This window comes from Streptomyces sp. NPDC092296, from assembly GCF_044755465.1.
Taxonomy (GTDB): Bacteria; Actinomycetota; Actinomycetes; order Streptomycetales; family Streptomycetaceae; genus Peterkaempfera.
This window is the reverse complement of the sequence record NZ_JBIVRB010000012.1, coordinates 132,378-155,357: the sequence shown is the minus strand read 5'-3', so window position 1 is coordinate 155,357 and position 22,980 is coordinate 132,378. Positions and strand designations below refer to the sequence as shown.

Below are 22,980 nucleotides of genomic sequence, written 5' to 3'. Positions count from 1 at the left end.
TCACCCCGTGCTGGTGGTGACGGTCAGGGAGGGCGCCGTACCGGAGACGGCGTAGGGGACCAGGGCGAGCCGCAGCGGCTCGGGGACCCTGGTCGGGCGGGTGTCGGTGTTGGGGCCGCGCATGCAGGCGATCCGCTGCTGCCCGCGTGCGATCAGGGACTCGCTCCCGTCCGGCCCGAGCCGTACGTAGTCGAAGGTGAAGGCGATCTGGGTCTGGGTGAGGTCCAGCAGCCGCATCCGGATGGACAGCTCGTCGAAGGCGGTGATCTCGGCGAAGAACTCGCAGTCCACCTTGAGGGTGAACAGCTTGAGGTCGGCGCGGATGTCGGCAAGCACGTCGGGGGCCTTCTCCCGCAGGAACATCTCCCGGCAACGGCCCTGCCAGCGCAGGTAGTTGACGTAGTAGACATTGCCGACGAGGTTCGTCTCCTCGAAGCCCACCAGGTGGCGGTACTCGTAGTAGTCCGGCTGGGTCATCGGGTCCCCTCGGAGAGCACGCTGAAGGACACCGGATCGGCGACGCCGTCCAGAGCGGTCGCAAAGGTCGTGATGCGGTGCGTACCGCCGCGGAAGGCCACCCAGCCGGCCGGCGACCCCGCGTCGCCGTCCAGGCTCAGCGCGGCCACCGCGTGGCCCGCCTTGCGCAGCGTCTCCACCGCGCCCCACACCCGGGTGGCGGCCAGGCTCAGCGGCTCACCGCGTCCCTGGGCGACCAGCCGGGCCAGCGCCAGGCCGTCGGCGCCCAGCAGCCCGGCCCATTCGTCGGCCGGCCGCTCGGCGGCCACCTCGACGTCACAGGTGACGGCCTCGTCGGCGACCACCGCGAAGGTGACACCCGCCGCGTGCGAGGACGACATCCGCCGCCCGTCGGCCAGTTCGGGCCGCCCGTCGGGCCGGTGGTGCACCTCGGTGGTGCGCCCCAGTGCCCAGCTGACCGCCTGGGCGGTGCGCTGCCGGCGCTCCTCGACCGAGGAGCCGGCCGCCGCGCCGCCGGGCAGCACGACGCACCGCACCGGGTGGCCGAGCGCCGCTTCGACGCGCCGTTCCAGGAAGGGGCCGAGCAGTGCGGGCAGCCAGGGCCCGGCACCGTCCTGCTTGCGTACCGCCTGTAGCAGCAGGCCCTCCCAGCGCTCGACCAGGTGGCCCGCCTCGTCGCGGACGTCCAGGTCGTACAGGTAGCTGTCGCCGTCCCGGGACCGCTCGCGGGCGTCGAGGAACAGCAGCCGGCCGCTGCGCGCCGCAGCCGCGGCGGCGAGGTGCAGCCGGGCCACGCTCACCGGCAGCAAGGTGGCCTCGGGCACACACGCCTGGATGGAGTGCATGAGCGCGTCGCGGGTGCCGGGATCGGCCAGTACCAGGTCACCCGGGTGGTAGCCCGCGAACCAGTCGGTCCGCGGGGTGTCGTCGATCTCGGCCAGGCAGTGCGTGGCGGCCAGGTCCCGGTAGCCGAGCAGCCGCTGGAAGCGGTCGCCCTGGAAGAGCACCGGCCCGTACAGCTCGCCGGGGGCCAGCGGCACCCGGGGCACCTGGTCGGTGACCGGCGCCGGGTCGTCGTCCGGCAGCGGCTCGCCGAAGCGCAGGGTGGCCCGGAAGTGGTCGGCCTGGAAGCCGGTCTCGCTGCTGCGCACCACCGCCTCGACCGTGCCGGGGCCGGTGGCCAGGACGGCGACCCGCAGGGTCGTCGCACCGTTCACCGGGACCACGATGGGCCGCAGGAACCGCATGTCCTCCAGTACCGGGGTGTCCTGGTGGCCGGTCAGCGCGGTGGCCGCCTGGGTCATCGCCTCCATGCCGAGGACGGCGGGGAAGAGCAGGTCGCCGTCGAGCAGGTGGTCGGGCAGGTAGCGATCGCCGCCGCCGGTGAGTTCGGCGTCCGCGACCAGTTCGATGCCGGGATAGTGCACCTGGGGGCGCTCCAGGAAGCGCAGCAGCGGCAGTTCGCGCTGCTCCAGGGTGATCGTCGGCAGGCCGCCCGCCCGGCCCATCACCACCAGGGCCGGCGGGGTGCCGGGCGTGGCCAGCAGCCGGCCGAGCAGCGCCACGCCCTGGTCGGCGGGGATCGGCTCGATGCCTTCGCGGACCAGCGCCTCCAGCACGCCCAGCCGCTCCCCCATGCCGGCGCCGGACCAGACCGACCACTCCAGTGCCAGGCAGCGGCAGTCGGGGTAGTCCTGCTGGAACCGTACGGTCAGCTCGGTGAGCCAGTCGTTGGCGGTGGCGTAGTCCGCCTCGCCGCGCAGGCCCGCCCGGCCGATGATGCTGCCGAAGGTGACGAAGAGGCGCAGCGCCGCCGGGTCGATCGCGGCCAGCACGGCCTCCACACCGTCGATCTTGGTGGCCAGCGTCCGGCGGAACGAGGACTCGTCCAGGGTGGCGAGCGCCTGCGGTTCATTGCGGCCCGCACCGTGCAGCAGGCCGGTGACCGGGCCGAGCACCTGGGTGATCTCACCCACCGCGGCCTTGACCTCGTCGGCGGAGGTGACGTCGGCCCGCGTGTAGTGCACCCGGACGCCCGCCGCCTTCATCCGGGCCAGGTTGTCCGCGAGTTCGGCGTCCTCGGCGGGGTCGGAGCGGCCCATCAGGCCGACCGCCGCGCCGTTCTGCCCGGCCAGCGAGATGGCGCACTCGGCGGTGATGCCCTTGCCACCGCCGGTGACCAGCAGCACGTCGCCGTCGCCGAGTGCCTGGTGGGCGGAGTCCGGTTCGAGGTCCACCGCCCGCAGCACCGGCACCCGCCGTACGCCGTCGGCGTCGTAGTGCACCTCGCTGAAGGCGGTGGTGGCTGCGACGTCGGCCGCGATCCGGGCGCTGTTCCGCTCGGCGGCGTCGGCCGGCAGGTCCTCCGGCAGCGGCAGGGTGACGACGGTGACCGGGATGTCCGGGGCCTCCAGGTGCAGCGTCTTGGCCAGGCCCGCCGCTCCCCTGCGGTCACCGACCGCGACCAACCGGGTGCCGGCGGCGCGCCGGGCCGGGTCGAGCGCGGCCCTGGCGGCGGCGAGCATCAGGCCGGTGTGCTGCTGGTCGCAGTCGCGGGGCAGGGCGAGCAGGACGCCCCCGCCGGGTCCGGACGCGCGCAGCTGCTCGGCCAGCGGGCCGGCCAGCGGATGCCGGTCGGAGGCGAAGACCTCCCACTCGCCGCCGGGTCCGGCTGCGGGGCGGTCCGGCAGTTCGGCTGGCGTCAGGTCGACCAGGAACGGGCGTACCCAGGGCGCGACGCCGGGGGCGGTGGCGGGCTGGCGGTCGCCGCCGGGTGACTGCTCGGCCAGCTCGTCCAGCAGTTCGGCGAGTTGGTGGAGGGTCGAGGTGGCGAAGGCGGTGGTGACCATCGGGGCGCCGATGCCCAGCTCCTGGGCGGCCTGGTTCATGATCTGGCCGACCGTGATGGAGCTGAGGTGCAGTTCGTCGAGCGGGTTGGCCGCCGGATCGACGGTGTCGACCGGGAGTTCGGCCCGCTCGGCGGCCAGCCGGACCAGGACCTCCAGGCTGGAGGCGGTCTCCCTGGCGCCGGCTGCCGCGGAGTCGGCGGCGGCCGGGAGAGCGGTGGGTTGCGGCAGCGCGGCCGACTCCGACCGCGCCAGCACGAAGTCCTCGCCGTTGGACTCGCAGGGGCTGGCGAAGAACAGGAACTCCTTGTCCAGCGGCAGCGGCCGGGTGAAGCGCCCGGCGAACAGCTGGTCGTGCCGGACGGGCGCGCCCATCGTCCAGGCGGCGGCGACCGTGCCGAGCAGCCCGGCCAGCGAGAGGGCGTCCGCCTCGGTGGCGACGGCGGGTACGGTCGGCAGGATGTCGGCGGCCAGCGACTTCAGTACGTGGCCGGGGCCGACCTCGATCAGCAGGTCCACTTCGCCGGCCATCTCCTGGAGCGCCTCGGTGAAGCGCACCGGCTCCAGCACCTGCCGGGTGAGCAGGTCCACCACGTCGGTGTCGGCGGGCAGCAGCCCGCCGGTGACCGTGGAGACCAGGCCCGCACCGACCGTGCCGAACCGCTCCTGAGCCAGGTGCTCCGCGAGTCCGGCTGCGGCCGGGGCGACGGCCGGCGAGTGGAAGGCGTGCGAGACGTTGATCCGGGCCACGCCGACGCCCTGCTCCGCCGCCAGCGCGCAGACCCGTTCGACCGCCGCGACCGGGCCGGACACCACGGTCTGCTGCGGGCTGTTGTAACCGGCGATCACCACCGGCTCGCCGGTGATCAGGGCCTCGGCGAGCGCGGGGGTGGTGGCGAGCGCCGCCATCGTGCCGTCGCCGTCGCTGGCCGCGGCCATGATCCGGCCCCGGGCGCCCGCCGCACTCAGCACGGTGGACTCGTCCATCGCGCCCGCCCAGTGCAGGGCGGTCAGCTCACCGAGGCTGTGCCCGGTGGCCCGGACCGCCTCGATGCCGAGGATGTCCAGCATCCGCAGGCCCGCGACCGAGGCGGCCACGATCCGGGGCTGGGCGACGTCGGTGGCGACCAGGTCGCCGTCGGTGGGCAGCGCCAGCCGGTCGTACAGCTCGTCCACGGCGGCGAACCGGCGACGCAGCGCGCCGCCGTCGCCCCGCTTCCCGGCGCCCTGGCCCGGGAAGAGGAAGCCGATCCGGGGGGCCGATCCGGCGCTGCCCAGGAAGACGCCCTGGGTGGTGTTCAGCGCGGAGCGGACGCCGGAGGTCAGGAGTCCGGCCAGTGCGGTCAGCCGCTCGGTCGCCTGCTCGGGCGAGGCGACGACCACCGCGGCGCGCAGCGGCCGATCGGCCAGCTCGCTCTGCAACGTGGCCGCCAGGTCACCGAGCTCGGCGTACGACAGCTGGGCGCAGAACTCCGCCAGCCGGGTCGCCTTCTCGTGCAGCTCGTCCGGGTCGGCGCCGTCCAGCAGGAACAGCTCGGTGTCCTGTCGGGAGGCGACGAGCTTGCGGGCGACGGCCGGCACGGCGCTGCGGCGTACGCCGTCGGCGTGCTCCACCACGACGTGCGCGTTGATTCCGCCGAAGCCCATCGAGGAGACGCCGGCCCGGACGGGCGCGTCCTGGGGCCACAGCTCGGCGCGGTCCGGGACCCGCATCGCGGGCGCGGGGCCGGTGAGTTCGGGGTGCGGGTCGATGTGGCTGGTGGCGGGCGGGATCACCTGGTGGCGGACCGCGAGGATCGCCTTGAGGAGCCCGGCGACGCCGGCCGCCGCCTTGGTGTGGCCGAAGTTGCCCTTGACGGTGCTCAGGGCGGCCGGCGTGGTGGCCTCGGCGGCGCGGCGGGCCTCGGAGAAGGCGCGCAGCTCGGTGGCGTCGCCGACGGCGGTGCCGGTGCCATGGCCCTCGAAGTAGCCGACCGTCTCGATGCCGAAGCCGGCCGCGCGGTAGGCGCGGCGCAGCGCGAGCCGGTGGCCGCTGGCCTCGGGCCGGGTGATGCCGCCCTTGCCGTCGGAGGAGTAGCCCCAGCCGGGGATGGTGGCGTAGCGGAACCGGCCCTGTGCGCGGGCGTCCTCGTCCCGCATCAGGACCACCATGCCGCAGCCCTCGCCGGGCCAGAAGCCGTTGGAGCCCTTGTCGTAGACCCGCATCTCGCCGGTGGCGAGCGCGCCGGTCTTGGCGAAGCCGATCACCTCGAACGGGTCGATGCTCAGGTCCACGCCGCCGGCCACGGCCACGTCCATCTTGCCGCTGACCAGCGCGTCGCACGCGGTGGAGACCGACAGCAGGGAGGACGAGCAGGCGCCGTCGACGGTGAAGCCGCCGCCCTTGAAGTCGAAGTGGTTGCAGATCCGGCCGGCGATGGTGTTGGCCAGTCCGCCGGCCAGGGTGTCCTCGCCGATCGGCGGGAAGGCGCTCTTGTAGCGCCCTTCGAGGCTGTCGAGGAACGCGGTCAGCGCCGTGTCGTCCCAGCCCTGCTCGCGCAGCGCGGCACCGACGGTGCGGCGGACGTACGGCCAGCGCAGCCGCATCAGGTTGGCTCGGCTGAACTCACCGGTGAGGGTGTTGCCGATGATGACTCCGGTGTTGGCGTTCTCCAGCCCCTCGCCGAACGGGAAGCCGGCGTCCTCCAGGGCGCGCGCGGCGGTGTCCAGGGCGAGCCAGTGGGTCATGTCGGTGGCGCGGAAGGTGCTGCCCGCCACGCGGTAGCGGACCCGGTCGAACTCGAACCCCTCGATCACCGCGGCCTTGGCGCTGTAGAAGCGGTCGGGCGCGGCGGGGTCGGGCGAGTAGTAGTCCTCGGCGCGCATCCGCTGGTCGGGCAGCTTGCGGAAGGCGCGGCGGCCCGCCAGCACGTTCTGCCACAGCTGCTCGGGGTTCTCGGCGTCGGGGTAGCGGCAGGCCATGCCGACCACCGCGATCCGCCCGGTGGCGATCGGCTCGTCGTCGTCGGCGGTGGTCACCGGCCGGAAGTCGCGTACGGTCATGCCGCCACCGCCTCGTTGTCCATGGGACGCTCGGGCGCGGCGGCCTGCTCGGCCGCGCCGCCGACCGCGCCGTTCCTGCGGGCACGCCGCTGCGCGAGGTGCGCCACCCACCAGCCGATGCCACGCACCGCGCAGACGATCGAGGTGGCGAAGAACAGCGTGTAGACGACGTTGAAGATCATCAGCAACCCGTAGACCATGGCGACCGAGGAGCCGAACATGAACTGGTTGCGGCCCTTGGACGGTGTGGTCCCAGGGTCGGTGATCATGTAGTTGGTGTAGAGCACGAAGGCGACGCCGCTCATCGGGCCGAGTGCGGACCAGATCGCCACGTCCCAGATGAAGTGCCGCAGCACCGCCTGGATGACGAAGCCGCCGAGCCAGCCGACGATCAGCGGCACCCGCTTGGTGAGCATGGCGTTGATCACCGTGCCCGCGGTGGCGATGACCAGCGGGATGCCGACCCGGAAGAAGGTGTTGGCGTTCTCGGTGAACTCGTACGGCGGCGCGATGCTGATCCAGGAGCCGAACATCAGCAGCGCGACGGTGATGCCGAAGTTGGACGGGTTCATGAAGTGCCGCATCCGGCCGTTCACCGGGGCCTGGAGCACGTGCTTGCCGGCCACGCCGATGAAGACGGCGAGCAGGATCGGCAGCAGCCGGCTGTTGGCGTAGAGCAGCATGTTCACCGCGAGCGCGGTGATGTGGGACGGCAGCAGGAACTCGTACACCCCTCGGACGCCGTTGCCCAGGAAGCGCGGTTTGCGCTCCTGCGCCCAGGCGCTGATCAGCTCCAGCACGATCTCGACCACATAGGCGAACGGCGCGCAGATGATGGGCCACACCCAGGGCTGCTCGAAGCCGAGCAGGGTGTAGCCGAGGATGTTGAACACGGACATGGAGAGGGCGAAGTTCCGCAGGGCCAGATAGCGCGGGTCCCGGTTGGGTTCCCTCTTCTTGGCGCGAGGCTGGACGGCGTGCGGCGTCACTTTGACGGTGTCGGGCGCGGTCATCAGCTCGTCACCTCCTGGATGTCGTCGGTCAGCATGAGGGTGTGGCTGCCCGTGGTCAGCTGCTGGGTCTTGGTGTGCAGGCCGCCCTGGCTGTCCCGCCAGGTGAGGTGCGCGGTGACCGGGCCGGTGTGGTCGCCGAGGCCGAAGCGCACGTCGAAGCTGCGGAAGCCGCCGTGGCCGCCCCCGCCGTCGAGCTGGGCGATCTGCTTGCCGTCGGGCGTGGTGATGCTCACGGTGGTTCCGTAGGCGGGCGAGCCGGGGGCGGCCAGGCCCTGTCCCGCGGCGGAGTCCGGCGCGGGCCGGTACAGCCGTAGCGTCAGGTCGTGGCCCAGGGCCGGGGACTGGTTGGCGTAGAACGCCGGCGGCCCCCACTGGCGGGCCACCGCGAAGTCCAGCGCGCCGCTGCCGGTGGTGTCGCCGGTGGCGATGCCACGGGTGGGGATCTCGACGTCGAGGCCGAGTTGCTTGCTGACGTTGGCGAACTTGCCACTGGCGGTGCGCGCGTAGAACGCCAGCACCTCGTGGCCGGCCAGGTCGTCACCGGGGCCGACGTGCGGCCACATCGCCGGGTTGGAGAGCAGGTCGTCGTTGGTCATGGCCATCTCCTGGAGCCACGGCCAGCGGTCGATGTCGCCCTTGACGAAGCCGTCGGCCTGCAGGATGTTCTGCCGGCCGTTGTTGAGGAAGTCGCCCATCTTGGCGTCCCAGCCCCAGCCGGTCCAGGCGACGCCGTTCTCCTGGGCCTTCTGTTTGAACGGCGCGATGCCGGCCTGCATCTTGCTCTTCGCGGCGGCCGGGCTGTCGGTCTGGTTGATCCAGAGGAAGTTGCTCTCCTCCAGGCCCCAGGCGACGGTGATGTTGCTGACCATCATGTCGAAGCTGCCGTTGCCGTCGACGTCGCCGAAGTCGACGCCCATCCCCTTGAAGGAGCCCTTGCCGAGGACGAACGACTTCGGGGTCGTCGGGGTGCGCTCGCCGGTGACCTCGGTGAAGCGGATGTGGCCGGGCGTCGAGATGTTGTACAGCAGGTGCCCGTGGCCGAAGTCGTTGGCTATGTAGACGTCGGGAAGGCCCGAACCGGTCAGGTCCGCGCCGGAGATGGCCAGCGTCCAGCCGGTGGAGTCGGCGTACGGGATGGCGTCCTTCTCCTCGACGAAGGTCGCCTCGGGGTCGGTCCCGACGCTCGACCCGTAGTAGCGCAGCACATGGTCCCCGCCGGCGTTCTTCGCGCTGGACAGCGAGTTGTTCATCTGCACGTTGTTGAGCCCGTGCGGGTCGAGCACGTCGGAGTCGGGGAAGTAGTTGCCGATGATGATCGACGGGTGGCCGCTGCCGTCGAGGTCCGCGACGTACGCGGCGTCGGTGTTCCACCTCGGTCCGTGGTACTTGCCGTCGATGCTCTGCGACTGGACGACCTCGCGCGGGGCGTACGCGGTGACCGACGGCGTGGTGGCGTCGGACTTGGCCAGGAAGAGCACCGGGGTGCGTCCCCAGTAGGTGACCAGGAAGTCGGTGCGGCCGTCGCCGTTGAAGTCGCCGGGTGTGCAGCCGGTGGGTGCCATGGTGTCGTCCATCGGCAGCGGCTCGCCGTCGAGCACGAACGGGGTGAACCGGTCGGCGGCGCGGGCGGTCGGGGTGTAGGTGACCACGACGGCGTTGGTGCGGGTGTCGACGATGCACATGCCGTCGGCCAGTCCGTGGCCGGTGACGTCGTTGATCGCGATGCTGGCGCCGACCGAGGAGATCCAGGCACGGATCTTGTGGTAGGCCGGGTTCACGTCCCGGATCGTCTTCATCGGCCGGGAGTCGTAGCCGGGCGGCATTGCGATCGGCATCTCCTTGAATGTGTACGCCGCCGCCGCCTCGTCACCGCCCGCAACAGCCACCGAGGTACGGATGACGAAGAACAGCGAGGCTGCCACCAATACAGTGACCACCCCGGGTACGAGTCTGCGGAATCGTCGTCGGTGCGACATCCCAATTCCCTCCCGTGGACGACAACAAATCGGCTGGCCAAGGTTGTCGTGAAGGCATTCGGCAACTACCCGCCGCCGAACCTGACACTTGAGGATGTACCGCCCAAGCAAGGCGTGCTTCTCTGAAGTTGCCAGGGTTCGAACGGCGTACCGCGCTTCGGTACGGGGGATTTCCGGGCGGAGTCGCTGGGCAGTCTCGGAGAAGACCGGATGCCGACCTGCTGCGAAACTCTGGTGAGATCGGCCCCTGTCGAATCCCTCTCTGGCGAGGTTGAATCCATGGTGCGCACGTATGACGTGATAGTCGTCGGGTCCGGCTCCGCAGGTGCGGCGCTCGCGACCCGGCTGAGCGAGGATCCGGTCCGTTCCGTACTCATCATCGAGGCCGGCCCGGACTTTCCCGATCCGGCCGACATTCCGCACGACATCACCGACGGCAACGCGATGTCGATGAGCAAGCACGACTGGCACTACCGCGCGGAGATCCTGGACGGCCGGCGCATCCTCTTCCCCCGCGGAAAGATCACCGGCGGCTCGTCCGCGGTCGGCGCGACCATCGCGCTGCGGGGCGTGCCGGAGAACTACGACCAGTGGGCGGCGGCGGGCAACCCGGCGTGGGCCTACGACCAGGTGCTGCCGTACTTCCGCCGGCTGGAGGACGACCTGGACTTCGACAACCGGTACCACGGCAAGGGCGGCCCGGTGCCGATCCGCCGCTTCCAGCCGGACGAGATGACCACCATGCAGCGCGCCTTCACCGAGGCGAGCCTGGCGGCCGGCTTCCCCGAGGTCGCCGACCACAACCACCCCGAGGCGACGGGCATCGGGCCGATCCCCTCCAACCGGCGCGACCCGCGCTACCGCGTCTCGACGGCGATGGCGTACCTGACCGGCGAGGTGCGGACGCGGCCCAACCTGACCATCCAGGCCGGCACGCTGGTGCACGAGGTGCTCTTCGAGGGCGACCGCGCGGTGGGCGTCCTGGTCTCGGCGGACGGCGGCGCGCCGGAGGAGCTGCGGGCGCGCAAGGTCGTGCTGTCGGCCGGCGCGGTCAACTCCCCGACGCTGCTGATGCGTTCGGGGATCGGCCCGGCCGATGACCTGACCAGGCTCGGCATCCGCGTCCGGCTGGACCGGCCCGGGGTCGGCGCCCATCTGATGGACCACCCCAGGACCGGGGTGTTCATGCGGCCCAGGAGCGGCGCCGTCGACCAGAACGTGCCGTTCCTGCAGTCCATGGTGCGGACCACCGCCAAGGGGTCCACGGCCTTCAACGACATGCAGTACTACATGGTCAACCACTTCGACCTGGAGCTCTTTCCCGAGCTACAGATGCTGGCCGGCGCGCCGATGATCTTCGGCGTGATGGTGGTGGACCAGCAGCCGGAGTCCGTCGGCCGGCTGCGGCTGGCCTCGGCCGACCCGGCCGCCGGGCCCGACATCCAGCTCGACTTCCTCTCCACCGAGCGGGACCTGGAGAAGATGGTCCAAGGCGTCCGGACCTGCTGGGAGCTGGCCAACCACCCGGGGATCGCGGCGCAGGGCGACGGCTTCATCGTGCTGAACGACAAGCTCATCGAGAAGGACGCGATGGTCGAGCAGTACGTGAAGGTGAGCCTGGACAGCGGCTACCACCCGGTGGGCACGGCCCGGATGGGCACCGCCGACGACGAGGGCGCCGTGGTGGACGAGCGGTTGCGGGTGCACGGGGTGGAGGGGCTGTACGTGGCCGACGCCTCGGTGATGCCGAGCATCGTCAACTGCAACACCAACCTCACCTCGATCATGATCGGCGAGCGGCTGGCGGACTGGCTGCGCGCCGAGTGAGCCGACCCGGCCTGACGACCGTTCCGGCGCCCTGCTGCGCCGGGACGGCCGTCCGCATGTCCCGAGGCCGTCGGACGGGCCCGCGCACGGGCCGGCGTACTCAGGGCAATCTGAGAGAGAAAACGCCCTCGGTATTCCTGCCACCATGGGAGAAACCACGCCGTTGCCCGTCGGGCAGGAGTACGCGCATTCCCCCGTTATCCGGAAGCGGCTCGCGGGGCGGCCCCCACCACGAAAGAGAAGGCGATTACCCATGACCGATCCGAATGTGCTGAGTACGGTTCGCGTCCCCCTGGTGGAGGAAGCCGAAGCCGAGGGCAGGACGGCGGAGCTGTACGACGCGATCAAGTCGCGAATGGGCATTCCCTTCGTGCCGGACATGTTCCGGCTGGTCTCCAGCCGCCCCGACCTGCTGGAGGTCGTCATCGCCGGCTACGGCGGTGTCTTCAACGACGGCGTGCTGCCGCGCGCGACCCGCGAGATGATCTCCGCCTGGAGCTCCAAGGTCAACGGCTGCCCGTACTGCGTGGGCACCCACAACTGGTTCCTGGCCCAGTTCGGCGGCGACCAGGAGCTGACGGACGCGATCGCGAACTCCGACTCGGTGGACGACCTGCCGATCGACGAGCGCACCAAGGAGCTGATGCGCCTGGTCACCCAGGTCGGCACCGGCGCCTTCCGGATCACCGATGCGGACTGGGCCAGGACCGAGGCCGCGGGCTGGACCAACGCGGAGATGCTGGAGGCGGTCTTCACCGCCTCGCTGTTCGCGTTCATCAACCGCCTGGTGGACGGCCTGGGCCTGGGCAACTCGGTGACCCGCAGCCGGATCGCCTCGCAACCGGAGGACGCCACCGTGTCCGAGGACCGGCTGGCGGAGTCGCGGTGAGCAGCCCTTCGCGCGCGATCCTGCTGACCGGGGCCTCGTCGAGCACCGGTATGTCGTCCGGCACCGGAAGGGCCGCGGCGCTGCGGCTGCACCGGGCCGGCTGGCCGGTCTACGCGACCGCGCGGCGGCCCGAGGCGCTGGCCGAACTGGCGGCCGAGGGCATCCAGGTACTGCCGCTGGACGTCAACGACGAGGAGTCGATGACGGCCGTGGTGGAGAAGATCACCGCCGAGCACGGCGCGGTCGGCACGCTGATCAACAACGCCGCCTACAGCCTCAACGGCACCATCGGCGAGACCCCGATGGACGAGGTGCGCAGCCAGTTCGAGACGAACCTCTTCGGACTGTGCCGGCTGACCCAGCTGGTACTGCCGGGAATGCGCGCACAGGGCAGCGGGCGCGTGATCATGATGTCGTCCATCTTCGGCCAGTTCGCGACTCCGGGTCGTGGCTACTACCAGGCGACCAAGCACGCGCTGGAGGCCATCGGCGATTCGCTGCGGCTCGAAGTGGCCCACTTCGGCATCAAGGTGGTCCTGATCGAACCGTCTCCGGTGCTGGGCGGGTTCGTGCCGATGACCGTGGCCGACCTCGGGATGACCGGGCAGGAGCACACGGGCCTCTACGACGACTTCTGGCAGTACTTCGTCGACTGGCACGGCGCGTACCGGGAGACCGACCACCCCACCGGGCGCGGCCGGATGGCCGTGCGCGCGGAGACCGTGGCGAAGGTCATCGAGAAGGCCGTGACCAAGGAGAATCCGCGCATCCGCTACCGCATCGGGGGGCCGTCCCGCATGCTGCCCCGCATGCGGTGGACGATCGGTGACCGGCTCTTCGAGAAGTTCGTCCGTTTCTTCTTCCCGATCCCCTGGCCCCCGGAACGCCCGCCACGAGGGGTGCTGACGGCGGGTTCCAAACCGCAAGATTGAAGAAGTAAGAGCCGGGCCGGGGTGCGACAATCGGCTGGCGCATCGACCGGGCATCGTCACGGACCCGAGGGGACGGCCACGGATGCCGGAAGGCAGCAAGGGAACCGCTCAGGACGAACTGCACACGTCCGGCACGCATGGGGGGCTCACGGTGGGCAGGAAGCTCGTCCAGGCCTCACTGCGCGGGCTGTCCCTGGTGCAGGTCCGGCATCTCTCGACCGTGGGCTTCGGCGAGGCCGTCGGCGACACCTCGCGGGTCTACCGCGAGGTGGAGCGCGACTTCGGGGTCCTGGCACCCCCCGTCGCCCTGCACGCTCCGGTGCCCGAACTGCTCTCGGCGTCCTGGGTGCTGCTCCGCGAAACCATGCTGGTCGACGGCCTGGCCTCCCGGACCGACAAGGAGGCCGTCGCGGCCGCGGTGTCGGTGAGCAACCAGTGCCCGTTCTGCGACCGGATGCACAGCGCGGTGTTCGACTCGCTGGCCGCCCGGCCCGGCTCCCGCAGCGGGCGCCGGGCCGCCCCGGCGGCGGACCGCACCGATGGGCTGGCGGCCTGGGCCGCCTCGGGCGGCCCGGCGCCGTTCCCGGCCGGGCAGCTGCCCGAACTGGTCGGCACCGCGCTGTGCCTCCACTACCTGAACCGCATGGTCAACATATTCCTGGGCAGTGAACCGCTCCCCCCGAACGCGCCCAACCGCGCGCTCGGTCCGGTGGTGCGCGTCCTGGTCGGGCTGATCCGCGGCTCCATGCGGGCCAAGTCCGAGCCCGGCGCGTCGCTCACGCTGCTGCCGGCGGCTCCGCTGCCGCCGGACCTGTCCTGGGCGGCGGGTGAACCACGGATCGCCGAGGCGCTGGCCCGTACGTCGGCCGCGGTGGAGCGGACCGGGGAGGACCTGGTGCCCGCGGGGGTGCGGGCCCTGGTGGCCGAGGTGCTGGCCCGCTGGGACGGCCGCGACCCCGGGCTCGGCCGAGCATGGCTCGACGGGCCACTGGACGGCCTGCCGGCCTCGGAGCGATCGGCGGGCACCCTGGCCCTGCTGACCGCGCTGGCCTCGTACCGGGTGGACGACACGGTCGTCGGTGCGTTCCGGCGGGACCACCCGGGCGACCGGGAACTGCTCGCCCTGACGTCATGGGTGAGCCTGCGTGCGGCCCGTCACCGGTGCCGCCAGGAATCTCCGGAACTACCGGACCACTGAGACACCGCAGCCCGGCCCCCGGCCGGAGTGCCTTTCACCGCTTCGCCGCAGTCCACCCGCTCCGTCTCGACCACGGTGGATTCCCCGCGCGTTGACCTCCAGGCGCTGTGATGACCGTACGGCGTGCCGACCGTGCGCTGTGATGACCGCACGTGATGACCGTACGTGATGACCGTACGACGTGATGACCCTGCGACGTGACGACCCCTGCGACGATTCGCGGCCGGGCCCGCCGCGCAGGTACGCGACCACCGGCCGTACCGGCCGTCGTGCGAGCTGCTCCACCCGTTCCTCCAGGACGCGTCCGCTTCTATGCCGAGCTATGGGGAGTTGTCATGCAGGTGGCCGTCGAGCGTGCCATAGAGACCATGTGGGACCGCTACGAGGAACCGCTCTCGCTCGACGACATCGCGAACACGGCGATTCTCAGCAAGTTCTACTTCTCGCGGGTCTTCCGCACCGTGACCGGTACGTCCCCGGGGCGCTTCCTGTCCGCGATCAGACTCCACCGCGCGAAGAACCTGCTGCTGGAGACCGACCTGAGCGTCACGGAGATCTCCTACCGGGTCGGCTACAACAGCCTGGGCACCTTCACCAGCCGCTTCACCCGCAGCGTCAACCACTCGCCGGCCCGCTACCGGGCACTGGCACGGGCGGGGCTGCCGGACCACGCCCAGCTCGGCAGGGCCACGCCGCCGGCGCTCCACGACAGCGGGCGCCACAGCGGCCCGGTCAACGGCAGCGTGCGCTTCCCGGACACCGCGCAGGCCAAGAGGATCTACGTGGGGGCCTTCCGCGAGCCGATCGTGCAGGGACGTCCGGTCGCCTGCGCCATCCTGTCCGGGCCGGGCGAGTTCTCGCTGCCGGCCGTCCCGGAAGGGGTCTGGTACATCCGGGCGACCGTGGTCGGCATGCAGGACATCCCCGAACAGCCCTGGCAGCGGCGTCCGCTGATGGTCGCGTCGAGCGAGGAGCTGCGGGTGCGGCGCGACCGCAACGCCCGGGTCAGCCTGACGGCCCGGCCGCCCTCCAGGCTGGACCTGCCGATCCTGCTCGCACTGCCGGAGCTGGACTTCTGGCAGCTGCCGCACGCGGTCGGCGCCGACGCCCGGCTCTCCGCCGCGGCAGGCACCTGACCCGGCACCTGACACACCTGACACCTGCCACGGGCGGGGCCGAGGATACCGGCCCCGCCCGCTCGCGCTGCCCGGGGCCGCCCTCAGCTGCCACGGACCGGGTCCACCTCGCGGTCGGGAGGCGAGAACGGCCCCCAGGTGAACGCCCGCACCCAGGTGGCCGGCGGCGCGCCGGACCAGTCGAGCCGCTCGATCTGGCGCCAGGTGCGGCGGCCGGTCAGCGAGCGGAAGACGTCCAGCTGCGGCCCGCGCACCGACGCCGCCGGCTCCCCCGCGCCGACCACCCAGTCCCGCTCCGGGGTGACGATCCGCAGCGCCGGCAGGCCACCGCCGTGCACCGCGAGGTCGAAGCCCATGGTGGCCAGGTCCAGTGAGCCGGCGAACGCCGGGTGGTCGACGGCGGGCGGCTCGCCGAAGCAGGTCAGCAGGTCCACCTCGTGGGAGAACACGTCGAGCAGCACGATCCGCCGCCGCAGCTCCGGGGTGCGCCGCAGCGCCTCCCCCACCGCCGCGTCGGCCGCCGCCCACTGGCCGAGCAGCGGGGCCAGTCCCAGCCCGGCCACCGGCTCCAGGTCGATCTGGCTCTCCTCGCCCGCGATGAACGAGTGGCAGATGTGCACCAGGTGCCCGATCAGGTCCCGTACGTCCCACCCGGGGCAGGCGGGCACGCCGGCCTGCGCGGGCCAGGCGTGCCGGGCGAGCAGAGCGGTGATGTCCTCCCTGGTCCGCCGGTAGGCCCGGTGCTGCTCGGCCGGCTCGTGCAGCGGCGCGCTCACGTCCGTCATGACCCGCTCCGCCCGCCGGCGGCACCGGTCGGCAGCCACCGACTCGCGCGTTGTTCTCCCATGGCACTCCCAGGTCGCTCGCGTCCGGCCGGACCGTTACCGGTCCGCCAGCGAGGTAACCAGCCCGCGGCGGCGCGATCAATACGCGGGATTGCCCTGTGCGGCTCCCAGGGGCGGGTACGGGGGCGGACCGCAACAATGCCCGCGCGATCCGCTGCCTCAGAATTGAATGTGCCCGCCGTCCGTTCGCCGGGTATCCGACCCGCTGCACATCCGCCGCCATTCCTGGCGGCAATTCGGAAGAAGCGCGGCCCGGCCACCTGTGCGATGGTCGATGCGTACGATCAAGTTCTTTCTCGGGAGGCAAGCGTGTCGATCAGCGAAGTGTCGCAGCACCAACCGACGCTCGAACAACTGAAAATCTCCCTGGCCGAGCTGGTGCCGGCTCTCAGGGAGAAGGCGGCATGGTCGGAGGAGAACCGGCGCATTCACGAGGATTCCATCAAGGCGCTCGCCGATCTGGGAGTCTTCAAACTGCGGATGCCGGTCCGCTACGGCGGCTACGAAAGCGACACCCGGACCCTGGTGGACGTGGCCGTCGAACTCGGCCGTGCCGACGGCGCGCTGGCCTGGACGGTGTCCACGTACTGGATCGCGTCCTGGATCGTCGGCCTGTTCCCGGACGAGGCACAGGACGAGGTGTTCTCGAACCCCGGCACCCGGATCTGCGGTGCGGTCAGCCCGAGCGGCGCGGCGGTTCCGGTGGACGGCGGAGTCGTCCTCAACGGCTCGTGGCACTTCGTCAGCGGTGCCTGGCACGCGAACTGGCAGGAGCTCGCCACGCTGCTGATGCGGCCGGGTGCGGCGCCCGAGCCCGTCATCGTGGCGGTCCCGATGTCCAGCCTGGAGATCGTGGACGACTGGCACACCTCCGGGATGGGTGCCAGCGGCAGCGTCACCACCGTGGCGAAGGAGGTGTTCGTCCCGGACACCCACATCATCCCGATGGACTCGGCGATACGACCGAACGCCGTCTCGAAGCTGAACGCGAACGCGCCCATCTGGCGCAGCCCGACCATCCTGGCCGGATCGGCCGCGACGGTCGGCATTCTGGTCGGCATGGCGAAGGCGGCCCGGGAGACCTTCTTCGAGCGCATGCCCGGGAGGCCGATCCGGTACACCGACTACGAACACCAGGCAGAGGCGCCGGTCACGCACATCCAGGTGGGTACGGCCGTGATGAAGACCGAGCAGGCGGAGTACCACGCGTACCACGCCGCCGCGCTGGTGGACGCGAAGGCTGCCAGCGGCGAGCCGTGGACGATCGAGGAGCGCGCCCGGGTCCGTGCCGATGAGGGGTGGGCGACGCGGCTGGCCAAGGAGGCCGTGGACCTCTTCGCCGCGGCCAGCGGGGGCTCCTCGATCTACAAGCACGAGCCGATCCAGCGGATCGTACGCGATATGCACGCCATCAGCGTGCACCCGATGTTCAGCCCGGACAGCAACACCGAGACCTTCGGACGGGTGCTCTGCGGGCTCGCTCCCAACACCCAGTTCATCTAGGTCAGCGATACCGCCCGGGTCAGTGGTCGTGGGCAGCCACTGACCGCGGGGCGGGCCGTGGCGGGCCGGGGGGTGGGCCGGACCGCCACGGCCGGGGCAAGGAGTCGCCGCGCTAGCTGCGCGGCGGCTTTTTGCGTGCCCGACCAGGCACCAGGCAGACGGCGACAGGGCCTGCCGGCACCCGGGGGAATCCGCCACCCGGGCTGCTCAGCAGGCCCTGTCCTCGTTACGGCTGCCGTCCCCGGGGCCATCCGGTCCGGAGCCCCGCTCGGTCTCCGGGCCCGATGCCCGTCAGGAATACGGCCCCTGGTGCGTCCTACTTGAACTGGATGATCTGGAGGTAGTTCCCGTCGGGGTCGGCGAACGTGCCGAAGCGGCCGGAGGGGCGGTCCGCGACGGGGTGCAGCCATTCCACACCGGCCGCCTGGAGCTGCGCCTCGACGGCGTCGAAGTCGTCGACGTGGAAGTTGAGGATGAAGCGGCCCGGCTCGTTGTTCTTGGTGTCGACGTCGTCGCGCTCCTCGATCACCAGCAGGAAACCACCGAGGTCGATCGGGCCCTCGCCCTCGTGCTCGGGCGCGAGCGCCTTGCGGTACCACTCACGCAGTTCCGCGCGCCGGGTGGTGCCGAGAAGGATGCTGCCGGGCTTCGGTGTGGTCATTGCAGATCTCCCTTTTACTGTGTGCGAATTGCCGAGTTTCGATATGACGTCGCGTCAGCGCTTTGACATTAGTGGCTGCTTGTCATTTTTCCAAGCGCAGCCGCGACGAGGGAACCTCTCTCGCGCGGGCTCAGTCCAGTGACGGGGAAAGCTCCTCGGCGGCCCCCTGCGACCCCGGTACGACCGCTGCGGTGCCGTGCTGCCGCCCGCGCGGGCGCAGCCCGAACCAGATGAGCAGCACGCTGGCCAGCGTCACCGCCACGTTCACCCCGAGCGCGAGGTGGGTGCCGGTCAACTGGTTGCTCTGCGTGGCGGCGATCGAGACCATGACCGGAGCACCGATGGTGAGAGCCACCTGGTGGGTCATCGAGGTCAGGCCGGTCGCCAGGCCCTGCTCCTCGTTCGGCAGGCCCGAGGTCCCCACCACCGTGTACGCCACGATGCAGGTGACGTGGACGAAGAACCCGAGGAACAGCGCGGGGATCAGGATCGCGAGCGCCAGCCGGCTGGAGCCGAGGAACACCAGCGGGAGGACCATCAGCGCCTGCAGGGTCAGGGCCACGGTGAGGACCTCCCGGCTGCCGAAACGCCCCATGATGCGCCCGGCGACCGGTCCGGCGGCCACGGCCGCCAGGCCCGGGACGCCGAAGACGAGGCCGGTGACCACCGGGGAGAAGTGCAGGACGTTCTGGAGGTAGAGCGTCATCAGGTAGATCATGCCCGTCTCCATGGAGAAGATCACGATCCCCGCGTAGTTGCCCCATTTCACCGTGGGCCGCTTGAGGAAGCGCACCGGGGCCAGCGGCGCGGGCGAACGCACCTCGATCAGCCAGAACGCGGCCAGGAGCAGCGCGCCGACGACGGCCGAGACGATGTTCCGCTCGATGATCGCGTAGACCACGGCCAGCAGGCCGACGGTCACCGTCACCGCTCCCGCCAGGTCGAGCTTCACCCGCTCGGGCACCTTGCTCTCCGCGAGCAGCAGGGGCGTCACCACCAGGATGGCCACGGCGCCGGGGACGTTGATGAAGAACGCGGCCCGCCAGCTCAGCAGGCTGACGAGGGCGCCGCCGAGGAGGGCCCCGGCGGTGAAGCCACCGGACAGGATCGCGCCGTTGAGGCCGAGGGCGCGGTCACGCCGGGGGCCTTCGGCGAAGGTGGTGGTGATGAGCGACAGCCCCGCAGGGACCGCCATGGCGGTGGACGTGCCCTGGAGCGCGCGGGCGGTCAGCAGCATCCCGGGGTTGGACGCGAAACCGCCGAGCAGCGAAGCCGCGGTCAGCAGGACCATGCCGGCGAGGAACACCTTGCGGCGGCCGAAGAGGTCGGCCAGCCGGCCGAACATGAGCATGAATCCGGCTGCGGGCAGCGTGTACGCGGAGACGATCCAGGGCATCGTCTTCAGTCCCAGGCCGACGCCCGCCCCGACCTCCGGCAGCGCAACATTCAGGATCGAATAGTCGGCGGCAAAAAGGAAGCTGGCGCCGAGCAGGACGAGCAGGATTAACCGCTGCCTGCCGCTGTAACGTGACGGAGAAGATGTGTCGGTAGTCAAGGCGATCCCTTTCTTGAAGAACACGGTACTGTCAGCGATCGGCACGCTCTCCGGACCGCCGGACCATCCGGCGGTGTACCACCGAATTTCCTGGCGGGTCCGGAGGGCGTGGGATCACACTCTGAGCCGCAGCTGTGGCTAGAGGCCGGCCAGGAACTTCAGCAGTTCCGCGTTGACCTCCTCGGGCTGCTCCTGCTGCGTCCAGTGCCCGACTCCCGGCAGCACCACCGTGCGCGTCAGGTTCGGCACGAGGTACTGCAGGTTGGCGATCAGTTGGTCCAGGCCCGGGAGCTGGACGCTGCCGTCCCGGTCGCCGTGGATGTACAGCGCCGGGGGCGTCATCGGGGCGCCCTGCCACGGCGCTGTCAACTCCCAGCTCAGGTCGAGCGTCCGCCACCAGTTCAGGCCACCGGTGAACCCGGTCCGGTCGAACTCGGCCACGTAGTGGTCAAGGTCGGCCTCGGTCAGCCAGCTGGGCAGCTCGGTCGGCTCCGGCATGAGGGCGAAGAGGTCGCCGCCCGGCGGCACCACCGGCGGGGTGGGCCCGTCCGCCTGCGGCGAGTCACCGAAGCCCCAGCGGAAGAAGCGGGTGAGGCCGGCACGCGCGTCCCGGTCCAGCTCGGCGTCGGCAACCCCGGGCTGCTGCAGGTACTGCATGTAGAAGCCGTCGCCGAGCGCCTCCCGCAGCCCTGCCAAGGGGCTGACCGGGCCGCGCGGGAGGTAGGGCACGCTCAGCGCGACGACGCCGCGGACGCGGTCGGGCCGCATCAGCGCGGCGTTCCAGGCGACCGAGGTGCCGAAGTCATGGCCGACCAGCACCGCCTGCTCGGCGCCGAGTGCGTCCAGCAGGCCGACAAGGTCACCGACGAGGTGGAGCTGCGAGTACTGCTCCACCGCGTCCGGGCGGTCGGTCCGGCCGTAGCCGCGCAGGTCGGGGGCGACGGCGTGGTAGCCGGCCGCCGCCAGGGCGGGCAACTGGTGGCGCCAGGAATACCACGACTCCGGGAAGCCGTGCAGCAGGACCACCAGCGGCCCTTCGCCCTGCTCGGCGATGTGCATCCGGATGCCGTTGGTCTGCACGAAACGGTGACTGACCCCGTCCGTCACGCCCTGGCGCGGCGCCGATTGGTCACTCATGGTGCACCTCCTTGTCTGACATACGCGGTGTTGCCGTCAAGCCTTCCGGTGGCGGCCACGCCGCGGTTCTTCCTGCTTGCCTCGTCGTGCGGATCTGCTGGAGCCGTCGTCAGACGGGGTGCCGCCGGGCGGCTTCCGTCTCGGCGCACCGGGTGACCGGTCGACCCACCAGGCGGGGCAGGGGTGCACTTCGGGCCAATCGCTCGCATGATGCTAGTAACTTAGCGCTCATGGTATCGTGACGCAAGCGGACTGTTGGACTGGACGGAGGTGCTCGATGCTGGGTCGGACCTATGACCGCGAAAACTGTTCGGTGGCCCGGACGCTGGAGATCGTCGGCGAACGGTGGAGCCTGCTGATCCTCCGGGACGCGATATTCGCCGGGTCGACCCGCTTCACCGAATTCCAGCGCCAGCTCGGCATCGCCCCCAACATCCTCGCCAGCCGCCTGGAAAGGTTCGTCGCCGCAGGACTCATGCGGACCCGGCGGATCTCGGAGGAGCACGCGACCCATGAATACGTCCTCACCGACAAGGGGCGCGACCTCCAGGCCGTGATCATCGCCCTCACCGAATGGGGCGACCGGTGGGCCGCACCGCAGGGGCCGCCGATCATCTACCGCCACGAGGGCTGCGGCGGCCGCATCCGGCAGCACCTGGGCTGCGACAGCTGCGACGCCGAACCCCTGGGGGACCAGGTCGGAGCCCAGCCGGGCCCAGGCGCGCCGCGCGCCTGACCCACAACCCGCGGGCCCGGACCAGCACCGGCCGGGACCGCAGAAACCTCCGGACCAGCCCTGTTCACCGCCGCCGTTCCCACTCCTCTGCTGCCGGGCCGCCCGGACACTCGCCACCGATCGGCGTCCGCCGGCAATCCGCAGGGTCAGAAGCCGGTATGCGGGGATCGAAAGCGCGCTTGGCCACTTCGCCGCCATGACACCCCAACTTGCCTGACTCCAGGGCACGTTGGGAGAACACCCCGCTAGTGTTCGCGGTGTACGGCACACCGCTGTGGCGTGCCGTCAGCCGAGGCGAAGGGCCCTCATGACCACATTCACCGAGCGTCCGGCGGCCGACGTGGATGTCGCCAACATCGCGCGGATCTACGACTACTACCTCGGAGGGCTCTACAACTTCGCGGTCGACCGGGAGAAGGCGGACCGCATCAAGTCGCTGATGCCCAGCGTCGACCTGCTCGCCCGAGCCAACCGGGACTGGCTGCGCCGCACCGTGCGGTTCCTGCTCGCGCAGGGGATCGAGCAGTTCGTCGACCTGGGGTCCGGCCTGCCCACGACCGGCAACGTGCACGAGGTCGCCCACGCCCGCAACCCGCGGGCCCGCGTGGTCTATGTCGACTACGAGCCGTCGGCCGTCCTGCACGGCGAGGAGATCCTCGCCGACGAGCCGCTCGCCGCCGTGATCGAGGCCGACGGCCGACAGCCGGAGCAGGTCTGGTCCCACCCGCGCTTCCGCGAGCTGATCGACCTCAGCCGGCCGGTCGGCATCCTCATGGGCGGCCTCCTGGTGTTCGTCAACGACCAGGAGGACCCGGCCGGCCTGGTGGCCGACTACCGGGCCGCGTGCGTCCCGGGCAGCTACCTGTCCATCTCGCACCTGTCGGACGACCTGGCCGACGCGGACACCCGGACGCAGGTGGGCAGGATGAGCGACGCGTACCAGGCGGGCGTCGGCCAGCGGCTCTACGTACGCGACCGCGAGACCATCGCCTCGTGGTTCGAGGGCATGGAGCTCGTCGAGCCGGGCGTGACGCTGATGGCGGACTGGCGGCCCGACCCCGGTCGGGCCGTGGACGCGCAGACCCCGTCCCGGGTGCTCGGCTACGGCGCGACGGCCCGGATCGTCTGAGGACGCCTCCGGCCGGGGGTGCCGGGCCGCCGGGCGCAGGCCCGCCCGTCGACTCGGCGCCCCCGGCGTGGACCCCTG

At 71.2% G+C, this 22,980-nt stretch carries 16 protein-coding genes; 8 read left to right on the top strand and 8 right to left on the bottom strand.

Annotated elements, in window-relative coordinates; translation table 11 throughout:
• Genes ACIQGZ_RS23120 through ACIQGZ_RS23105 form a run of 4 tightly spaced genes read right to left on the bottom strand, consistent with a single transcriptional unit; the run spans position 1 to position 9,300 of the window.
• Positions 1 to 477 carry an acyl-CoA thioesterase gene (locus ACIQGZ_RS23120; protein ID WP_402604698.1) on the bottom strand — a complete coding sequence of 159 codons (477 nt, stop codon included), beginning with the start codon at positions 475 to 477 and terminating at the stop codon, positions 1 to 3.
• Positions 474 to 6,365, bottom strand: coding sequence for a type I polyketide synthase (locus ACIQGZ_RS23115; protein ID WP_402604696.1), 5,892 nt, complete (start codon positions 6,363 to 6,365; stop codon positions 474 to 476). Before ACIQGZ_RS23115 ends, ACIQGZ_RS23120 begins: the two co-directional genes overlap by 4 nt.
• Entirely contained in the window at positions 6,362 to 7,378 is a 1,017-nt protein-coding gene (locus ACIQGZ_RS23110; protein ID WP_402604694.1) for an enediyne biosynthesis protein, read from the bottom strand. The genes ACIQGZ_RS23115 and ACIQGZ_RS23110 overlap by 4 nt, the downstream gene beginning before the upstream one ends.
• On the bottom strand, positions 7,378 to 9,300 hold the full coding sequence (locus ACIQGZ_RS23105; RefSeq protein ID WP_402604692.1) for a CRTAC1 family protein: 1,923 nt from the start codon (positions 9,298 to 9,300) through the stop codon (positions 7,378 to 7,380). Before ACIQGZ_RS23105 ends, ACIQGZ_RS23110 begins: the two co-directional genes overlap by 1 nt.
• A 333-nt stretch (positions 9,301 to 9,633) precedes the next feature.
• Between ACIQGZ_RS23105 and ACIQGZ_RS23100 the strand changes: the two genes are divergently transcribed.
• The 5 genes from ACIQGZ_RS23100 to ACIQGZ_RS23080 all read left to right on the top strand — a co-directional run bounded on the left by ACIQGZ_RS23100 (position 9,634) and on the right by ACIQGZ_RS23080 (position 15,336).
• On the top strand, positions 9,634 to 11,181 hold the full coding sequence (locus tag ACIQGZ_RS23100) for a GMC family oxidoreductase (RefSeq protein WP_402604690.1): 1,548 nt from the start codon (positions 9,634 to 9,636) through the stop codon (positions 11,179 to 11,181).
• A 253-nt stretch (positions 11,182 to 11,434) separates the two neighbouring features.
• The gene (locus ACIQGZ_RS23095) at positions 11,435 to 12,070 is read left to right on the top strand and encodes a carboxymuconolactone decarboxylase family protein (RefSeq protein WP_402604688.1); all 636 of its coding nucleotides are present in this window, start codon (positions 11,435 to 11,437) and stop codon (positions 12,068 to 12,070) included.
• Positions 12,067 to 13,002 (top strand): SDR family NAD(P)-dependent oxidoreductase, encoded by a 936-nt coding sequence (locus ACIQGZ_RS23090; protein WP_402604686.1) that lies wholly within the window; start codon positions 12,067 to 12,069, stop codon positions 13,000 to 13,002. The genes ACIQGZ_RS23095 and ACIQGZ_RS23090 overlap by 4 nt, the downstream gene beginning before the upstream one ends.
• Positions 13,003 to 13,153: 151 nt before the next feature.
• Positions 13,154 to 14,200: a hypothetical protein gene (locus ACIQGZ_RS23085; RefSeq protein ID WP_402604684.1), complete on the top strand. Its 1,047-nt coding sequence runs from the start codon at positions 13,154 to 13,156 to the stop codon at positions 14,198 to 14,200.
• 335 nt (positions 14,201 to 14,535) lie between these two features.
• Positions 14,536 to 15,336 (top strand): helix-turn-helix transcriptional regulator, encoded by an 801-nt coding sequence (locus tag ACIQGZ_RS23080; RefSeq protein WP_402604680.1) that lies wholly within the window; start codon positions 14,536 to 14,538, stop codon positions 15,334 to 15,336.
• Between the two features lie 83 nt (positions 15,337 to 15,419).
• On the opposite strand, the gene ACIQGZ_RS23075 is transcribed toward ACIQGZ_RS23080, so the two are convergent.
• Complete coding sequence (locus tag ACIQGZ_RS23075; RefSeq protein ID WP_402604678.1) at positions 15,420 to 16,121, bottom strand: hypothetical protein; 702 nt, start codon at positions 16,119 to 16,121, stop codon at positions 15,420 to 15,422.
• Between the two features lie 327 nt (positions 16,122 to 16,448).
• Between ACIQGZ_RS23075 and ACIQGZ_RS23070 the strand changes: the two genes are divergently transcribed.
• Entirely contained in the window at positions 16,449 to 17,684 is a 1,236-nt protein-coding gene (locus ACIQGZ_RS23070; protein WP_402604676.1) for an acyl-CoA dehydrogenase family protein, read from the top strand.
• Between the two features lie 316 nt (positions 17,685 to 18,000).
• Here the strand turns inward: ACIQGZ_RS23070 and ACIQGZ_RS23065 are convergent, their stop codons facing one another.
• From ACIQGZ_RS23065 to ACIQGZ_RS23055, 3 genes are all read right to left on the bottom strand, one after another.
• Complete coding sequence (locus ACIQGZ_RS23065) at positions 18,001 to 18,345, bottom strand: VOC family protein (RefSeq protein ID WP_402604674.1); 345 nt, start codon at positions 18,343 to 18,345, stop codon at positions 18,001 to 18,003.
• A 130-nt stretch (positions 18,346 to 18,475) separates the two neighbouring features.
• Complete coding sequence (locus ACIQGZ_RS23060; RefSeq protein ID WP_402604672.1) at positions 18,476 to 19,900, bottom strand: MFS transporter; 1,425 nt, start codon at positions 19,898 to 19,900, stop codon at positions 18,476 to 18,478.
• A 138-nt stretch (positions 19,901 to 20,038) separates the two neighbouring features.
• Complete coding sequence (locus tag ACIQGZ_RS23055) at positions 20,039 to 21,037, bottom strand: alpha/beta fold hydrolase (RefSeq protein WP_402604670.1); 999 nt, start codon at positions 21,035 to 21,037, stop codon at positions 20,039 to 20,041.
• A gap of 277 nt (positions 21,038 to 21,314) precedes the next feature.
• Between ACIQGZ_RS23055 and ACIQGZ_RS23050 the strand changes: the two genes are divergently transcribed.
• Both ACIQGZ_RS23050 and ACIQGZ_RS23045 read left to right on the top strand, forming a co-directional pair.
• The gene (locus tag ACIQGZ_RS23050) at positions 21,315 to 21,773 is read left to right on the top strand and encodes a winged helix-turn-helix transcriptional regulator (protein ID WP_402604668.1); all 459 of its coding nucleotides are present in this window, start codon (positions 21,315 to 21,317) and stop codon (positions 21,771 to 21,773) included.
• 307 nt (positions 21,774 to 22,080) lie between these two features.
• Complete coding sequence (locus ACIQGZ_RS23045) at positions 22,081 to 22,902, top strand: SAM-dependent methyltransferase (RefSeq protein WP_402604665.1); 822 nt, start codon at positions 22,081 to 22,083, stop codon at positions 22,900 to 22,902.
• Positions 22,903 to 22,980: the final 78 nt, after the last annotated feature.